Consider the following 16,781-nt stretch of genomic DNA (forward strand, 5'->3'; position numbering starts at 1 on the left):
GCCGCTATATCATTAGCGGCTGTTTTGCGTTGTATATTTTCTCTGGACTTGAAAGAGACGGATAAGTAGGAAGCTAGCTCCAAATGCTAGACCGATAATAAGACCGATCCAATAACCTTTCGCTGCCCATTCCGTATAAGTTGCTAATATGTAGCCAAGAGGAAGACCGATTACCCAATAAGCAATTAGCGTCATAATTAAGGCGACATTGACATCTTTATAACCACGCAGTGCCCCTTGTACGGGAGTTGCAATTGCATCTGAAATTTGAAATAAAATCGCAAATATAAGAAATTCTTTTGCTAAATGATGAACTTGTATATCTGTCGTATAAATAGAAGCAATTTCATCATCAAAGAAGTAGAGAAGAATTGAATATAATAGGGCAAATGCAAGTGCTAAGCCAATCCCGATAAATCCATATTGTTTTGCGTTATTGTATCGCTTTGCTCCAACTTCAAATCCAACAGCGATGGTCATTGCCATTGCTAAACTTAAAGGAGTCATATATAACAAGGAAGCGAAGTTCATAGCTGCTTGATGAGCTGCGATTGTTGTCGTACTAAAATTACTCATCATAAGTGTCACTGCAGCAAAAATACTCGTTTCAAAAAAGATAGCAAATCCGATAGGGACGCCAAGTTTTAAGAATTCAGTCCAACTTGAAAGAGAAGGACGATATAATTGTTTAAATATATTGAAAGATGCGAAAGGCTCTTTCGTACGAATAATAATAACGGTAATAATTAAAATGCACCAATAGGTTGCTGCAGAAGCAATTGCCGCTCCAACACCACCGAGCTTTGGAAAACCGAAATGACCGAAAATTAATACATAATTTAATACTACGTTAATTGGTAATGATAGTAATGTAATAATCATCGTTGTGCGAGTTTTTCCTAATGCATCAATAAACCCGCGCAAAACAGTGTAAGTAAATAAAGGGATAATTCCAATTGCAATAATACTTAAAAATTGTGCCGCAATACGTTCCACAGGTTCTTCCAGGCGCATGCCGTTTAAAATAGGTGAAACAGCGAAGAAACCGATAAGGATGACCACGAAACTAGCACAAATTGCTAAATATACTGCTTGTATGACAACTTGGGGAACATCCTCTTTTTTCTTTGATCCAACGAGCTGCGCAACAATTGGAGTAGTAGCCATTAAAATTCCTGTTAATCCGGTACTAACGGGAAGCCATATACTTGTTCCGATAGCAACACCAGCTAAATCAATAGGACTTGCGTGCCCTGACATTGTCGTATCGAAAAAACTCATTGCAAATAATGACATTTGCGTTACGAAAATCGGGAAAAATAGTAATACAAATTGCTTTAATTTTTGTGAGAATGAATTAGTTTCCTTCATAAAATCCCCTTTCCGCTAAAAAAACAAACTCTTACTATCATACAATTTAATCAAAAAATAGAAAAGAAATACGCGCATACAACATGTACAATCAATAAAAAAAGATGCACTTTAAAAGGGGATAAGGTATTATGATAAGGTGTGAAAAATTACATATTCGTTATTAAGGAGGCACTACTCGTGGCTGATTGGTTAATTGGAATAATCATGGGGGCTGTTGAAGGTTTAACAGAGTTTTTACCAGTTTCATCAACAGGACATATGATTTTAACAGGTCATTTACTTGGATTTGACGACGAGAGAGCGAAAGTTTTCGAAGTTGTTATTCAATTGGGATCGATTTTAGCAGTTGTTGTTATATTTTGGAAGCGCCTATGGTCTTTAGTAGGTATAGGGAAAGTAACAGACGGACCATCGTTAAATTTATTACATATTATTATCGGGATGATTCCTGCCGGCGTACTTGGCGTATTGTTCCATAGTGCGATTAAAGAAGTTTTATTTGGGCCAGGCCCAGTTGTCATCAGTTTAGTGGCTGGTGGTATTTTAATGATTGTTGCTGAGAAGTTTTCGAAACCAAGTACAGCAAGAACATTAGATGAAATCACATATAAGCAAGCTTTTACAATTGGAATGTTCCAATGTTTAGCGCTTTGGCCAGGATTTTCTCGTTCTGGTTCTACAATAAGTGGTGGTTTATTAGCTCGCGTGTCACATACAGCGGCGGCTGAATATACATTTATTTTAGCAGTACCAATGATGGTAGCTGCAAGTGGTTTAGATTTAATTAAAAGCTGGGATATATTAAGTACGGCTGATATCCCATTATTTGCAACAGGATTTATTACAGCATTCGTTGTTGCGATGCTTGCAATTGTTTCATTCTTAAAATTATTAGCTCGTGTAAAACTAACACCGTTCGCTTACTACCGTTTCATTTTAGCTGCGGTATTCTATTTCTTCTTCATTATGTAATAAAAAAACTGCCGAGTTCGGCAGTTTTTTATTTTACTACTTTTTCCATCATGCTTTCCATTACATGTTCCCAAAGAGAAGTATCATCAGCTAATGTAGCACGGAAATTAGCGTACATTTCTTTTTGTTTCTCTTCGAATGTTGGATCTTCTTTTTCAGGCAATGTAGCGCGCATTGAAGTTACTAACTCTTGTACTTTTGGAGCGCGTGGTCCCCAAACGGCTTGTTCATTTCCATCTTTATCAATGAAAATAAAAATTGGAATGGCACGTGCTGTTCCATTTGTTAAATATTGATCCATTAATTCTAAGTTTTCATCGCGAATTAATAATCTCATATCAATATTTGCAACTTCAGAAATTCGTTTCATAACAGGTACGCATAAAAGAGCGTCACCACACCAATCAGCTGTTAATACGATAACACGCCAGCCATCATTTTGGCGTTCTTCTAATACAGGAAGTAATTCATTTGGAATTAAAAAGTTATTGTAAATGTGCAGTAGCTCGTATTGATTTACTTTCATTTCATTCACATATGTATCAAAGGACATACCTTTATCAGCCCATTGTTGTAAGTTCATAAGTAACACCTCTTTAGTATGATTTGTTTTCATTGTACCAATTTTTATATAGAAAAGCTTGTATTCTTACTCTTTCTTGTCACTTAATAATTGATTTAATAGGAAAAAGAATAGTACGACACATAATTCAGTAAGATTGGACAGTTGTACGCTCTCTATCCAATCATCGGCAGTATGAATGACGAACCAATCTAGCGTAATTTCAATGATTGCAAAAAGAGTAATAGCCAGCCAATTTGGCATGTTTTTTGTCATTGGATATAGCAACGCCTTGAGGAAACCGAAGATAAAGAATGTAATACCGTCTAAGAAAGTGATTAATAAAAAAAATAGAAGTAAAGCAGTGCGTGATCTATACTCTATACCTGTAATATGAAAGATTCCTACATATACAAAGAATATAAATGCAAAAGTTATAATGAGAAACAGAATAACAAAACCAATAATCAAAGTCTTATCTTTTAGATTGAGATTAGAAAATTTGTCTTCTTCACTCACTATTCCATCCCCTTTTTCTGGAAAATAAACTTTATTGTATCATGAAATATCTATTTAAAAACTACGAATTATGGGAAAATAAGGTGACAAAAAGTAAGATTTCATGTAAAATTATTAATAAGGTTTTTATTTAACTAAATGAAATAAAAGGGGCTGTCAAAGTTGTCTCAAAATCGAGAGCAATTAATGGAAGAACTATCGACAAATGTTTTTGCTATGTTCCGCACGTTGCGTAATGATATTGGAAAGATATTTGGTGGTTACATACCGTGGAATGAGTTCATTGTCCTTAGAATATTGAATCGTACGAATAAAGAAATGGTATCACGTGTAGCCAATGAGTTAAATGTGTCGAATAGTCATATTACAGCTGTTACAGAAAAATTAATTAATAAAGGTTTTGTAACTCGTTCACGTTCTACGTCAGATCGCAGAGTTGTATATTTGGAGATTACAGAACAAGGAAAAGATTTAGTTGCGAAAATGGAAGGGGAGAAAAAGAAATATTTACAAGAAAGATTCTCCGCGCTTTCAGAAGAAGAAATGAATATAATGATATCAATTTCTAAAAAACTTATTTAATTCATTACAAGTAAGAAAACGCTTACGTAATAAAGGAGAAGACCTTCCCTATGTGAGGAAGGTCTTCTTTCGTATGTAAAAGATTATAAAAAAGAAAATATGTAACATACTACTAGTAAAGGAAGGGGGCAGACATATGACAAATCGAAATGGTAGTAAAGGGAGCGGAAATCAAGGCTCACCGAAATCAGGGCAATTTCAGCAAGAGTTTAGTACTGAATTTGAGACTGGTAATGATAACAAAGGAAAAGAATATCGTTCGAAAAAAGGAAGTAAATCAAAAAAGGAGTGAAATAATTCACTCCTTTTTTGATTTAAGATGCTGCGGATTGATCCGTATTATATTTTTCTTCTGATTTTGCGACGATCATTGCGCAAATTGCATCACCGGAAATATTTACAGCTGTTCTTGACATATCTAAAATGCGATCAATACCGATAATTAAGGCAATACCTTCTACGGGTAGATTTACTTGATTTAAAACCATCGTAAGCATTACAAGTCCAACACCTGGTACACCAGCAGTACCGATACTAGCTAGTACAGCAGTTAATACGACGACAGCTAATTGGGACATAGTAAGCTCAACTCCGTATACTTGAGCGATAAATACAGTTGCTACACCTTGCATAATGGCAGTGCCATCCATATTGATAGTTGCCCCCAGTGGTTGTACAAAAGAACTTATCGCTTTTGGAACACCCAGTTTTTCTTGTGCTGTTTTCATTGCAAATGGAAGAGATGCATTAGAGCTAGATGTACTAAACCCAATTACCATTACCGGTCCGAAATGTTTAAAGAAACGGACAATACTTTCTTTTGCTAATACCTTTAATAATCCGCCATACACGAAGACGCCGTGAATAATAAGTACTAGCATAACGACAATCATATACTTGAACATCGCAGCGACGCCTGCAAGACCCATTTTACCAACGGATGAAGCAAGCAATCCAAATGTTCCGATTGGAGCTAATTTCATAACGAGATTAACAAGATACATCATTAATTCGTTGCCCTGTTCAAGTAATGAATGGATACCTTGAACCCGTTTTCCTAAAATAGCTATACCGAGTCCGATTAATACGGCAAAGGCAATAATTTGTAACATGTTTCCATCAGCCATCGCTTTTGCTGGGTTATCTGGTACGATATTTAGCAATGTATCGACGAAAGATGTTTCGGTTTTTGCCCCTTCATATTTAAGCCCTTCGGTTTTAAAGTTACCGCCAGATCCTGGTTGTATAATCAGTGCAAATGTAACTGCAATAGAGATGGCAACGGCTGTAGTTACAAGAAAGAATGAAATTGATTTTAAGCCGATTCTTCCAAGTTGTTTCGGGTCTCCAAGCCCAGCAGAACCAAGCACGATAGAAATGAATACAACAGGAACAACTAGCATTTTAATGAGGCGAATAAACAATTGACCAAGTGGATTGAACACATATTGATTTAATGGTTCAAAAATGGATGGTGCAGCTAAATTTAAAGTGAGTCCGACAACTAAACCGAGAAATAATGCGATTAAGATTGCTTTTGTTTGTTTCAATAAAACCCCCCCTTTATTTTTGTGAAATTACTTTCTACATTAATTGTACAAAAAAAACTACCTATTTTGACAGTGTTTTCTGAATATTTTGTATAAAAATATGTATTTAAATATAGATTGCTTTTGCTAAAGTAAGCAAAAAAGTTGGGGAATCTAGTTAGAAAACAAAGTAGACCATCACATAGGATGGTCTAGGGAAGGGGACAATTTATGTCAATTTAATTAGGGATGGAAGCTATTCAAAGACACTGGGGAATGTCTTATAAATTAGGGAGGAACAGCTTCGATACATATACTATAAAAGTTGGATGTGACCTTGGTGTGAATATAGAGTGAAAGAGAGAGGGAGTTTTAAATAAGAGGTAGAGTAAACAAAAAATAAGACCATCACAAATGATGGCCTAAGGAAGGGGACAATTTATGTCAATTTAATTAGGGATGGAAGTTGTTCAAGACACTGGGGAATGTCTTATAAATTAGGGAGGAACAACTTCGATACATATACTATAAAAGTTGGATGTGACCTTGGTGTGAACATAGAGTGAAAGAGAGAGGGAGTTTTACATAAAGGATAAAGTAAACAAAAAAATAAGACCATCACAAATGATGGCCTAAGGAAGGGGACAATTTATGTCAATTTAATTAGGGATGGAAGTTGTTCAAGACACTGGGGAATGTCTTATAAATTAGGGAGGAACAACTTCGATACATATACTATAAAAGTTGGATGTGACCCTGGTGTGAACATAGAGTGAAAGAGAGAGGGAGTTTTAAATAGAAGATAGAGTAAATAAAAAAATAAGACCATCGCATATGAGATGGTCAAAGGAAGGGGACAATTTATGTCAATTTAATTAGGGATGGAAAGCTGTTCAAGACACTGGGGAATGTCTTATAAATTAGGGAGGAACAGCTCCGATACATATACTATAAAAGTTGGATGTGACCTTGATGTGAACATAGAGTGAAAGGTATGAGAATTTGAGAAATGGTACATATAAAATGATTGTTGCGAGAGTTGTAGAGTACGAATAAATATAATAGAAAGTTTCTTGTCATAAAATGAAGTGGAGTTCGAGTATAAATAAAAGTTGAAATCTTTAAAAAAAAGGATTATGCTCAACTATATTATAAGAATATAAGGTTTATCCCGCTATGTAAGGTTTCTTATAAGCCTTTAGTTATGAGGGGAAAAGGGAGTTAGTGAATATGGAAGTAACAAAAAGACAAGGGCTGTATAATCGTTTTATACGATTAAATCCACCACAAATATTAGCACTAGGTTTTTTCTGCTTAATTGTGGTTGGCGGTTTGTTATTAAAGTTACCATTCGCAACGAAAGTACATATTAGTTGGGTAGATGCTTTCTTTACGGCAACGTCAGCAGCAACTGTAACGGGATTAGGAGTAGTAGATACTGCAAGTACGTTTACGATGTTTGGCGAGATTGTTATTATGTTTTTAATTCAAACAGGTGGTTTAGGTCTTATGACAATTGCCATTTTAATTGTTTGGGTATTAGGTAAAAAAATCGGGTTACGCCATCGATTATTAATCGGAGAGGCATTTAATCAGACAAATATAGGTGGTCTCGTAAAATTAGTAAAACGTGTCTTTATATTTTCAATTTGTATTGAGCTTATTGGAGTCATCTTTTTATCGTTTCGCTTTGTTCCAGAGTTTGGCTTTGGAAAAGGTGTATACTATAGTATTTTTCACGTTATTGCATCTTATAATAATGCTGGATTTGCTCTATGGCCGGATAATTTAACAAGGTATGTAGGAGATCCTATTATTAATATTGGGATTTGCTCTTTAATCGTAATAGGTGGTCTCGGTTTTACCGTAGTAATTGATATATGGTATAGTCGTAGCTTTCGAAAATTATCACTTCATTCTAAAATCATGATTGTTGGAACAGTAGCGTTAAATGTTATAGCAATGATTGTGATTTTTGTATTGGAATATAATAATGTGAAGACGTTAGGGAATTTACCTTTAAATGAAAAGTTATGGGCTTCTTTCTTCCAAGGAATTACTCCTCGTACTGCTGGATTTAATACAGTTGACTACGGGGGGATGGAAGAATCATCTATATTATTTACGATGGTTTTAATGTATATTGGTGCAGGAAGTGTATCAACAGGTGGAGGTATTAAATTAACAACGTTTGTTATTTTAGTTACATCCGTCCTTTCTTTCTTTAGAAAAAAAGAGGAAATCGTTTTATTTCAGCGCACGATAAAAATGTCAACAGTAACGAGAGCGTTAGCCATTGCTGTTGCCAGTCAAATCCTCATTTTTGCAGCAGTGTTTGTATTAATGCTTACAGAAAACTTTAGTTTTATTCAGTTGCTATTTGAAACAATTTCAGCATTCGGTACAGTAGGTTTAACGATGGGAATTACTGCTAAGTTATCAGCGTTTGGAAAATGTATTATTATGTTTGTTATGTTTTGTGGATTAATTGGACCGTTAACACTTGTGTTTTCTTTAGCGCGACCAGCAAAACAAAAAATTAAATATCCATCGGAAGATGTATTTACAGGATAAGGTATCCCGCATAAGCGAGATACCTTTTTCTTTTTAAAAAAGGGAGAACAATAATCCGACGAGTGCTACTCGGAATAAAATTGCAATGAGTGCAGCAATTCCGCCGACAATTGCAGCAATACCACCAGTTACAGTAGCTCCGCGATTATAAGCGTAAATTCCTAGTAATACAGAAACAAGACCAAATAATGTTGGGAAGGTAAAGAGTGATAAGATAGATAAGGCAAGAGCGATAAAGCCAGCAGTTGATCCAGCGGCGGACGATCTTACATCATCTTTATTATCTTTCTCATCGTAATCATAATCAATGCGCTGTGGTGCAACCTCAGCTGCATATTCTTCTTTATAGTCACTATAATCACTATCTATTCTATCTCTTTTTTTATACTCATCAAATTTCTCAGTCAAAGTCATGACTCCTTTCATAACAAGGTTCAATAGTAGTATGCATCTCTTTTTCTTTTTTATCCTGCTATTGTAGGCCGTAAACATCTGATTGCGGATGGCTAATAATCAGTGGGTGATGAACAAAGCCCTGCTGATTAAAGTTTCACTTTATCCGAGCGAGTACAAGGCGTAATTCCACTTAGAAGAGTAGAATTGTTTTTTTGAAATAGGAAAAGTTAGTATGACTTCCTCTATTTTGGAAAGTATAAAAAAGAATAATGAGGAAAGGGTGCAATACATAATGGAACATCCAATTGAAGATTTAATGAAAACAGCAATGACAAATTTAAAAGAGATGGTAGATGTAAATACGATTGTCGGAAGTCCAGTTTCAACAGCTGATGGAAATGTAGTATTAACAGTATCTCAAGTGGCTTTTGGTTTTGGTGCCGGCGGAAGTGACTTTAAAGGTGATTTTATTTCCGAAAAGCATAATAACGGACAAGGGAAGCATAAAGAGAACAAGCAAAGCCATCCATTTGGAGGCGGAAGCGGGGCTGGGGTTTCTATTAGCCCAGTTGCTTTTTTAGTAGTCGGTTCTAACGGTGTGCAAGTATTACACCTCAATAGTAGTACACATTTAATTGAAAAGGCTTTAAATACGGTACCAAGCACTGTAGATAAATTTGTAAATGGTCGCCAAAAGTGAACTTGCATTTTTTAGGAATTATGATATATTAGAAAAAGTGCGCTTTAAGATGATCGGAATAATTGAACTGTAAATATATATGATGTGTGGAATAAGGGAGAGGAATTTATGATTAATATCAAAAACTTAGTAGTTGGCTTATGTATGTTAGTAAGCGGTTTTGTTGTATATGTAATAAAAGAAAAAGCTCCATTCTAAAACAGACAAACCGTTACTGTCTGTTTTTAATTTGTGAAAAATGTTGACAAGTTATTGTATTGGTGTTAAAATTTTAATTCGTGTCTCGGTTACAGCTAGTGTAAAGTAAATAAATCTTATAAATATAATACGAAAAGTTTGCAAAAGATCGGGTAGTCTTACCAACAACTTTTGTGAACAAACCCTATAAATTATTATTGTAGGCTTTATATGTATACTAGTGAATCAAGGAGCGGTCAGTGGAACCGTAATGATGAGAGAGAGGTAGGGCTTTCATCCAGTATATGTTACTTTCCCGTTAGGTGAATATAAAAAAGAGGACTCCTTTTCAAAAGGAGTCCTCTTTCTTTTTGTATAATACATTTAAGTGCGGCTCTCAACTTGCTGACAAATTTCATCTGTTGTTAAACCATGAGCTGCAATTACCGATCCCTTAATTGATGCATCTGCAATACCCATCATATTAGAATCTTGCCCAGTTACAACACAACAATCGCACCCTTGTGCATCATGTTCGGAGCCCAGGGTAACAACTTCATGTCCCTGTTGCTGAAGAGCTTGTTGAACATCTGTTAATGAGTTTTCAACGCCAATTCTAGCCATAATTCTCACCTCCTACCATCTAGTTGCTAGTATGCCCAAGTCCACTGCATATATTTATGAAAAGACGGTAGGAAGTAAATCTTTGTTTAGTCGTTATATACACCAGTAAGCATTTGACTTACGAATTGATCGTTTAAAGTATCTTGGGCAGAAGAAGTATTTGAATGAATGTCAATTGAAGCAATAAAATTATTATGTTCTTTATTATTTGGTTCTACCTCTACATAATTATCGAATTTACAAAAACCTTTCGTATCCATTAGATCAAATAGTTGAAGCATTTCTACTACCTCTTGTCTCGTTCCTTTAATTTGTACACATGCCATATTGATTTCCTCCTTCATTTTGACAAATTGTTTTTTAAAAATAGGATTATGATTACGAAACGAAAAATATGAATGTTATTTTTAGACAGCTTTATTTTTATTATTTTCCCCCTTTTTCAGCAAAAGTCGTTGTATATTCCTGAATTTATAAAAACGGACGTCCGTTTATTGAATACAATAGATTCGTATCAATTGATGAAAATCCTTCTTTTAAACAAATATTTTTTTTAGTGAAAATTGGCGAAAAAAAAATTTTGACTTTTTGTAAACGTTAACAATGCTGTTAAATCAGTATAATCAAAGATGTACGTACGATTAAAAATTATAAATTTTCTAAAAATTCACTTGATTTATTTAGAAAGGAGAGTAAACTAGGAAACAATAAAAAATTCATAGAACATAGGAGGCGCTTTCCAGTGAACGAGCAATGGATTTTCTTAAATGGAGAATTTGTTCCAAAAGACGAGGCAAAAGTTTCAGTATATGATCATGGTTATTTATATGGCGATGGAGTATTTGAAGGAATTAGAGTATATAGCGGTAATGTTTTCCGTTTGAGAGAGCATCTTGTCCGGTTATATGAATCAGCAAAATCCATCATGTTAGAAATTCCATATTCTTTAGATGAAGTAACGAATATTGTTGTTGAGACGATTCGACAAAATAAATTATCTAATGGATACATTCGCCTTGTTGTATCGAGAGGAGCAGGAAATCTTGGATTAGATCCTGATTCTTGTAAGAAACCGAATGTAGTAGTAATTGCAGAACAACTATCTTTATTCCCGCAAGAATATTATGAAAAGGGGATTCCGGTTGTAACAGTTGCAACGCGCCGAAACCGTCCAGATGTTTTGTCGCCTCAAGTAAAATCTTTAAATTACTTAAACAATATTTTAGTTCGTATTGAAGCGAAATTAGCTGGAGTACAAGAAGCACTTATGTTAAATGATCAAGGATACGTAGCTGAAGGCTCAGGAGATAACGTGTTTATTGTAAAAGGAAATAAATTAATTACACCACCAAGTTCTGCTGGAGCGTTAGAAGGTATTACACGAAACGCTATTTTAGAAATCGGTGAAAAACTTGGATATGACGTTAGAGAAGAGTTATTTACAAGACATGATGTATATGTAGCTGATGAAGTATTTTTAACAGGAACGGCTGCTGAAGTAATTGCTGTTACGACAGTAGATGGTAGAACGATTGGTTTAGGGCAAACAGGTCCACATACGAATCGTTTATTAGAAGAATTCCGAAAGTTAGTTATAGAAGATGGAGAGAAGATTTACGAAGAAAATAAAGTTGGATAACAACTCTTTATAATATACGAAAGCGTTGAGAGGGAGGAGTAGTTGATTGTGAAGCCTCACAGAGAGTCGGTGGCTGCTGAAAACCGATGGTTCACGTCGACGAACATCGTCCTTGAGTGCTAAGCTGAAGCATTTGTCTAGGCTTAGACGGTAGCTCCGTTATTAGCTAGACTCATTTATGGGTCACTGAGGCAAGAGTATTCTTGCGAAGAAGGGTGGTACCGCGAAATCTTTCGTCCCTTCAGCACATAGCTGGAGTGTGGACGTAGGATTTTTTTTATTGATAAAAGTTTTCAAAAAGGGGGCTTATAAGAACAATGTCTTCAAAAACGGAAGAGAAACTGGCAACTGGTGCACAGCTATTGTTAGAAGCGTTAGAAAAGGAAGGAGTAGAAGTGATTTTCGGTTATCCTGGTGGTGCTGTTTTACCTCTTTATGATGCACTCTATGACTGTGAAATTCCGCATATTTTAACAAGGCATGAGCAAGGAGCTATTCACGCCGCGGAAGGGTATGCCAGAATTACTGGCAATCCAGGGGTTGTCATTGCAACGAGTGGGCCAGGTGCTACAAATGTTATTACTGGTCTAGCAGATGCGATGATTGATTCATTACCACTTGTTGTATTTACAGGGCAAGTAGCAACGACGTTAATTGGAAGTGATGCTTTCCAAGAAGCGGATATTATGGGGCTTACGATGCCTGTGACAAAACATAACTATCAAGTGCGAAAGGCTTCAGATTTACCTCGAATTATTAAAGAAGCATTTCATATTGCTAGAACAGGAAGACCAGGCCCAGTCGTTATTGACCTTCCGAAAGATATGGTAGTAGAGCAAGGAGAACGATGTAATGACGTACAAATGGATTTACCAGGATACAACCCTAATTATGAACCGAATTTACTCCAAATAAACAAATTATTACAAGCAATTAAGGCTGCAAACAAGCCGTTAATTTTAGCTGGAGCAGGTGTATTGCATGCGAAAGCTTCGAAAGAGTTAACAAGTTTTGCTCGTAAATATGAAATTCCTGTTGTGCATACATTACTTGGTCTTGGTGGGTTTCCGCCAGATGATGAACTTTTTCTAGGGATGGGAGGAATGCACGGTTCTTACACAGCCAATATGGCGTTATATGAATGCGACTTACTTATTAATATAGGTGCAAGATTTGATGATCGCCTTACTGGAAATTTGGCTTATTTTGCTAAAGAGGCGACTGTTGCGCATATTGATATTGATCCAGCAGAAATCGGAAAAAATGTGCCGACTGAAATTCCAATTGTTGCAAGTGCTAAGCGAGCGCTGGAAGTATTACTTCAACCAGAAGGAAGGAAAGAAAATCATCATAATTGGCTCTCTTTATTAAAGAGTAGAAAAGAAAAGTATCCACTATCTTATAAAAGGAATTCGGAAAGTATTAAGCCTCAATACGCAATTGACATGTTATATGAAATTACGAAAGGAGAAGCGATTGTAACAACAGATGTTGGGCAACATCAAATGTGGGCAGCCCAATATTATCCGCTCAAAACTCCTGATAAATGGGTAACTTCAGGAGGATTAGGAACGATGGGCTTCGGATTTCCAGCAGCAATTGGTGCGCAAATTGCAAAGCCTGAGGAACTAGTTATTGCAATTGTAGGTGACGCTGGATTTCAAATGACCTTGCAAGAATTAAGTGTGTTAAAAGAACACTCATTGCCTGTTAAAGTATTTATTTTAAATAATGAAGCTTTAGGAATGGTAAGACAATGGCAAGATGAATTTTATAATCAAAGATACTCGCATTCTTTACTGTCGTGTCAACCAGATTTCGTCGCTCTTGCGAATGCGTATGGCATAAAAGGAGTTCGTATAGATGATCCACTTCTTGCAAAGAAGCAAATACAGCAGGCGATTGAATTACAAGAACCAGTCGTAATTGATTGCCGTGTACTTCAATCAGAAAAGGTAATGCCGATGGTTGCGCCAGGGAAAGGTGTTCACCAAATGGAGGGAGTGGAAAAAAGGTGAAGAGAATTGTTACAGCGACAGTTCGAAATCAAAGTGGTGTGTTAAACCGAATTACGGGTGTTATGACACGAAGACATTTTAATATTGAAAGTATTTCAGTAGGTCATACGGAATCATCGGACATATCGCGGATGACGATTGTTGTACACGTTGAAAATGAACAGCAAGTGGAGCAGTTAATTAAACAACTTCATAAGCAAATTGATGTTCTGAAAGTATCAGATATTACAGAAGAAGCGATGATCGCAAGAGAACTTGCACTTATTAAAGTAGCAACATCAGTAGCAAGAGCAGAATTATATAGTTTAATTGAACCGTTTCGAGCCGCTGTAATAGATGTTGGGAAGGATTCCATAGTTGTGCAAGTAACTGGTACGCAGGAGAAAGTAGAAGCATTAATTGAATTACTTCGTCCGTATGGTTTGAAAGAGATTGCTAGAACAGGTGTAACAGCATTTACGCGTAGTATGAAAAAACAAGATAAGCAAGTTATGTTAATTCAATAATCATTTAAATATAGGGGGAAATGAAAATGACAAAAGTTTATTATGAAAAAGATGTAACGGTAAATGTATTAAAAGAAAAGAAAGTAGCAATCATTGGATATGGCTCGCAAGGTCATGCGCATGCGCAAAACTTACGTGATAACGGATTTGATGTAGTAGTAGGTTTAAGAAAAGGGAAGTCTTGGGATAAAGCGAAAGAAGATGGGTTTTCTGTATATACAGTAGCAGAAGCAGCGGAAAAAGCTGATGTAGTAATGATTCTACTACCAGATGAACTCCAGCCAGAAGTATATGAAGCGGAAATTGCGCCAAATTTAAAGGCAGGAAATTCTCTCGTTTTTGCACACGGATTTAATGTTCACTTTGATCAAGTGAAACCACCAGCTAATGTAGATGTATTTCTAGTAGCGCCAAAAGGTCCAGGGCATCTTGTGCGCCGTACATTTGCTGAAGGCGGAGCTGTTCCTGCATTATTTGCAGTATACCAAGATGCAACAGGAGTTGCGACTGAAAAGGCACTTTCTTATGCCGATGGAATTGGAGCGACGAGAGCTGGTGTACTAGAAACGACATTTAAAGAAGAAACAGAAACAGATTTATTTGGAGAGCAAGCTGTACTTTGCGGCGGAGTAACTGCGCTAGTAAAAGCTGGATTTGAAACGTTAGTTGAAGCTGGTTATCAACCGGAACTTGCATATTTTGAATGTTTACATGAACTAAAACTAATCGTTGACCTTATGTATGAAGGCGGACTTGAAAATATGAGATATTCAGTTTCAGATACAGCGCAGTGGGGCGACTTCGTATCAGGACCACGCGTTGTAACGGAAGATACGAAGAAAGCGATGGGTGCAGTGCTAGCAGAAATTCAAGATGGTACATTTGCAAGAGGCTGGATTGCAGAGCATAAAGCAGGAAAACCAAATTTCCATGCGACAAATGAGAAAGAGAATGAACACGAAATTGAAGTAGTTGGACGTAAATTACGTGAAATGATGCCGTTTGTACAGCCGCGAGTAAAGGCAGGGGTCAAATAATATGAAGCAGATTTTGTTCATGGATACAACGCTACGTGATGGCGAACAATCACCAGGAGTAAATTTAAATGAACAAGAGAAATTGCAAATTGCAAGGCAATTAGAGAGACTAGGTATTAATGTCATGGAAGCTGGTTTTGCAGCAGCTTCCGAAGGGGATTTTCAATCGGTAAAACGCATCGCAAATACCATTCAAAATGCTACAGTTATGAGTTTAGCTAGAGCGAAAGAAAGTGATATTCGAAGAGCATATGAAGCGGTGAAAGGTGCTGTATCTCCTCGTCTACACGTATTTTTAGCTACAAGTGATATTCATATGAAATATAAACTTTGTATGTCAAAAGAAGATGTATTAGATAGTATTCACCGCTCGGTTACACTCGGGAAATCATTATTTCCGACAGTACAATTTTCTGCAGAAGATGCGACAAGAACAGCAAGAGATTTTTTAGCTGAAGCAGTTGAAGTTGCGATTCGTGCAGGAGCGAATGTAATTAATATTCCAGATACAGTTGGATATACGAATCCAGAAGAATATTATTCTCTTTTTAAATACTTACAAGAATCCGTTCCTTCATATGAAAAAGCAATTTTCTCTTGTCATTGTCACGATGATCTTGGGATGGCAGTAGCAAATTCATTAGCTGCGGTTGAAGGCGGAGCGTTGCAAGTAGAAGGAACAATTAATGGAATTGGAGAAAGAGCAGGGAATGCGGCGCTAGAAGAGGTCGCAGTTGCTCTTCATATTAGAAAAGATCTCTATAAAGCGGAGTCTTCTATGACGCTAAAAGAGATTAAAGCGACGAGTACATTAGTAAGCAGATTAACAGGTATGGTTGTACCGAAAAATAAAGCGATTGTTGGAGCGAATGCATTTGCTCATGAATCCGGAATTCATCAAGATGGTGTTTTAAAAGAAGTGACAACATATGAAATTATTGAACCAGCGCTAATAGGCGAATCTCAAAATCTATTCGTACTTGGAAAACATTCTGGACGTCACGCGTTTACAGAAAAAATGAAAGAGCTTGGCTATGAATTTACAAAGGAAGAACGAGATGCGGTGTTTGAAGCCTTTAAAAAATTAGCTGATCGTAAGAAGGAAATTACTGAGGAAGATTTACGTGCACTTATGCTTGGGGAATCAGCATTTGCGGCTCAGCAATATAACATTACGCAACTACAAGTACATTTTGTCTCAAATAGTACACAATGCGCGACAGTTGTGCTAAAAGACGAAGAAGGAAATGTATACGAAGATGCAGCCACTGGTTCTGGTAGTATTGAAGCGATTTATAATGCAATCCAAAGAATTTTAGGATTAGAATGTGAATTGGCGGATTATCGCATACAATCTATTACACAAGGTCAAGATGCACTGGCTCATGTTCATGTTGAATTAAAAGAAGGAACGCATCAAGTATCAGGTTTTGGTGTTGCACAAGACGTATTGGAAGCTTCGGCGAGAGCATATGTCCATGCAGCAGGGAAATTGAAATCTTTTATCCAGCTTGTGAAATAAGTGTTTGATAGGTGAGAGAAGCTTTCCTCACCTATCAAAATAAAGTTATG

General features: G+C 36.3%; 18 protein-coding genes, 1 pseudogene and 1 other annotated feature. Of the genes and pseudogenes, 12 read left to right on the forward strand and 7 right to left on the reverse strand.

Annotated elements, in window-relative coordinates:
- Positions 1-12 precede the first annotated feature (12 nt).
- A complete protein-coding gene (locus DN394_RS11115; protein ID WP_000665400.1) occupies positions 13-1,371 on the reverse strand; it encodes an MATE family efflux transporter in 1,359 nt (452 codons plus the stop codon).
- A 180-nt stretch (positions 1,372-1,551) separates the two neighbouring features.
- On the opposite strand from DN394_RS11115, the gene uppP reads away from it, so the two are divergent.
- Positions 1,552-2,346 (forward strand): bacitracin resistance undecaprenyl-diphosphatase, encoded by a 795-nt coding sequence (gene uppP / locus DN394_RS11120; protein WP_087979915.1) that lies wholly within the window; start codon positions 1,552-1,554, stop codon positions 2,344-2,346.
- Positions 2,347-2,374: 28 nt separating this feature from the next.
- Here uppP and DN394_RS11125 read toward each other — a convergent pair whose 3' ends face one another.
- On the reverse strand, positions 2,375-2,962 hold the full coding sequence (locus DN394_RS11125) for a thioredoxin family protein (protein WP_002070995.1): 588 nt from the start codon (positions 2,960-2,962) through the stop codon (positions 2,375-2,377).
- 33 nt (positions 2,963-2,995) lie between these two features.
- Entirely contained in the window at positions 2,996-3,427 is a 432-nt protein-coding gene (locus tag DN394_RS11130; RefSeq protein ID WP_046958205.1) for a regulatory YrvL family protein, read from the reverse strand.
- A 162-nt stretch (positions 3,428-3,589) separates the two neighbouring features.
- Between DN394_RS11130 and DN394_RS11135 the strand changes: the two genes are divergently transcribed.
- On the forward strand, positions 3,590-4,009 hold the full coding sequence (locus DN394_RS11135; RefSeq protein ID WP_000081442.1) for a MarR family winged helix-turn-helix transcriptional regulator: 420 nt from the start codon (positions 3,590-3,592) through the stop codon (positions 4,007-4,009).
- A gap of 136 nt (positions 4,010-4,145) precedes the next feature.
- Positions 4,146-4,301, forward strand: coding sequence for a hypothetical protein (locus DN394_RS11140; protein ID WP_000184933.1), 156 nt, complete (start codon positions 4,146-4,148; stop codon positions 4,299-4,301).
- 22 nt (positions 4,302-4,323) lie between these two features.
- On the opposite strand, the gene DN394_RS11145 is transcribed toward DN394_RS11140, so the two are convergent.
- Complete coding sequence (locus tag DN394_RS11145; protein WP_097993825.1) at positions 4,324-5,559, reverse strand: dicarboxylate/amino acid:cation symporter; 1,236 nt, start codon at positions 5,557-5,559, stop codon at positions 4,324-4,326.
- A gap of 1,209 nt (positions 5,560-6,768) precedes the next feature.
- On the opposite strand from DN394_RS11145, the gene DN394_RS11150 reads away from it, so the two are divergent.
- Positions 6,769-8,112, forward strand: a complete 1,344-nt coding sequence (locus tag DN394_RS11150) for a TrkH family potassium uptake protein (RefSeq protein ID WP_000454122.1) — start codon at positions 6,769-6,771, stop codon at positions 8,110-8,112.
- A 33-nt stretch (positions 8,113-8,145) separates the two neighbouring features.
- Here DN394_RS11150 and DN394_RS11155 read toward each other — a convergent pair whose 3' ends face one another.
- The gene (locus DN394_RS11155) at positions 8,146-8,538 is read right to left on the reverse strand and encodes a hypothetical protein (RefSeq protein WP_002007169.1); all 393 of its coding nucleotides are present in this window, start codon (positions 8,536-8,538) and stop codon (positions 8,146-8,148) included.
- Between the two features lie 202 nt (positions 8,539-8,740).
- Here DN394_RS11155 and ytfJ point away from each other — a divergent pair, with 202 nt between their 5' ends.
- The gene (ytfJ, locus tag DN394_RS11160) at positions 8,741-9,208 is read left to right on the forward strand and encodes a GerW family sporulation protein (RefSeq protein WP_052767434.1); all 468 of its coding nucleotides are present in this window, start codon (positions 8,741-8,743) and stop codon (positions 9,206-9,208) included.
- 108 nt (positions 9,209-9,316) lie between these two features.
- Positions 9,317-9,406: a hypothetical protein gene (locus DN394_RS11165; RefSeq protein ID WP_000608225.1), complete on the forward strand. Its 90-nt coding sequence runs from the start codon at positions 9,317-9,319 to the stop codon at positions 9,404-9,406.
- A gap of 363 nt (positions 9,407-9,769) precedes the next feature.
- Here the strand turns inward: DN394_RS11165 and DN394_RS11170 are convergent, their stop codons facing one another.
- Positions 9,770-10,009 carry a YkuS family protein gene (locus tag DN394_RS11170; protein ID WP_000101010.1) on the reverse strand — a complete coding sequence of 80 codons (240 nt, stop codon included), beginning with the start codon at positions 10,007-10,009 and terminating at the stop codon, positions 9,770-9,772.
- An 86-nt stretch (positions 10,010-10,095) separates the two neighbouring features.
- A complete protein-coding gene (locus tag DN394_RS11175) occupies positions 10,096-10,335 on the reverse strand; it encodes a DUF3911 family protein (RefSeq protein WP_000752504.1) in 240 nt (79 codons plus the stop codon).
- A gap of 68 nt (positions 10,336-10,403) precedes the next feature.
- Here DN394_RS11175 and DN394_RS29795 point away from each other — a divergent pair.
- The 6 genes and pseudogenes from DN394_RS29795 to leuA all read left to right on the forward strand — a co-directional run bounded on the left by DN394_RS29795 (position 10,404) and on the right by leuA (position 16,731).
- Positions 10,404-10,632, forward strand: a pseudogene (locus DN394_RS29795) (hypothetical protein).
- 119 nt (positions 10,633-10,751) lie between these two features.
- Complete coding sequence (gene ilvE, locus DN394_RS11185; RefSeq protein WP_001005497.1) at positions 10,752-11,648, forward strand: branched-chain-amino-acid transaminase; 897 nt, start codon at positions 10,752-10,754, stop codon at positions 11,646-11,648.
- Between the two features lie 16 nt (positions 11,649-11,664).
- Positions 11,665-11,892 (forward strand) — a binding site (T-box leader).
- Between the two features lie 73 nt (positions 11,893-11,965).
- Positions 11,966-13,666, forward strand: coding sequence for an acetolactate synthase large subunit (gene ilvB, locus DN394_RS11190; RefSeq protein ID WP_046958202.1), 1,701 nt, complete (start codon positions 11,966-11,968; stop codon positions 13,664-13,666).
- Entirely contained in the window at positions 13,663-14,172 is a 510-nt protein-coding gene (ilvN, locus tag DN394_RS11195; RefSeq protein WP_000822948.1) for an acetolactate synthase small subunit, read from the forward strand. Before ilvB ends, ilvN begins: the two co-directional genes overlap by 4 nt.
- A gap of 20 nt (positions 14,173-14,192) precedes the next feature.
- Positions 14,193-15,209, forward strand: a complete 1,017-nt coding sequence (ilvC, locus tag DN394_RS11200; protein ID WP_002007167.1) for a ketol-acid reductoisomerase — start codon at positions 14,193-14,195, stop codon at positions 15,207-15,209.
- 1 nt (position 15,210) lies between these two features.
- Positions 15,211-16,731, forward strand: a complete 1,521-nt coding sequence (leuA, locus tag DN394_RS11205) for a 2-isopropylmalate synthase (RefSeq protein WP_088091288.1) — start codon at positions 15,211-15,213, stop codon at positions 16,729-16,731.
- Positions 16,732-16,781: the final 50 nt, after the last annotated feature.

Source organism: Bacillus sp. BB081, assembly GCF_008368895.1.
GTDB classification, from domain to species: domain Bacteria; phylum Bacillota; class Bacilli; order Bacillales; family Bacillaceae_G; genus Bacillus_A; species Bacillus_A wiedmannii.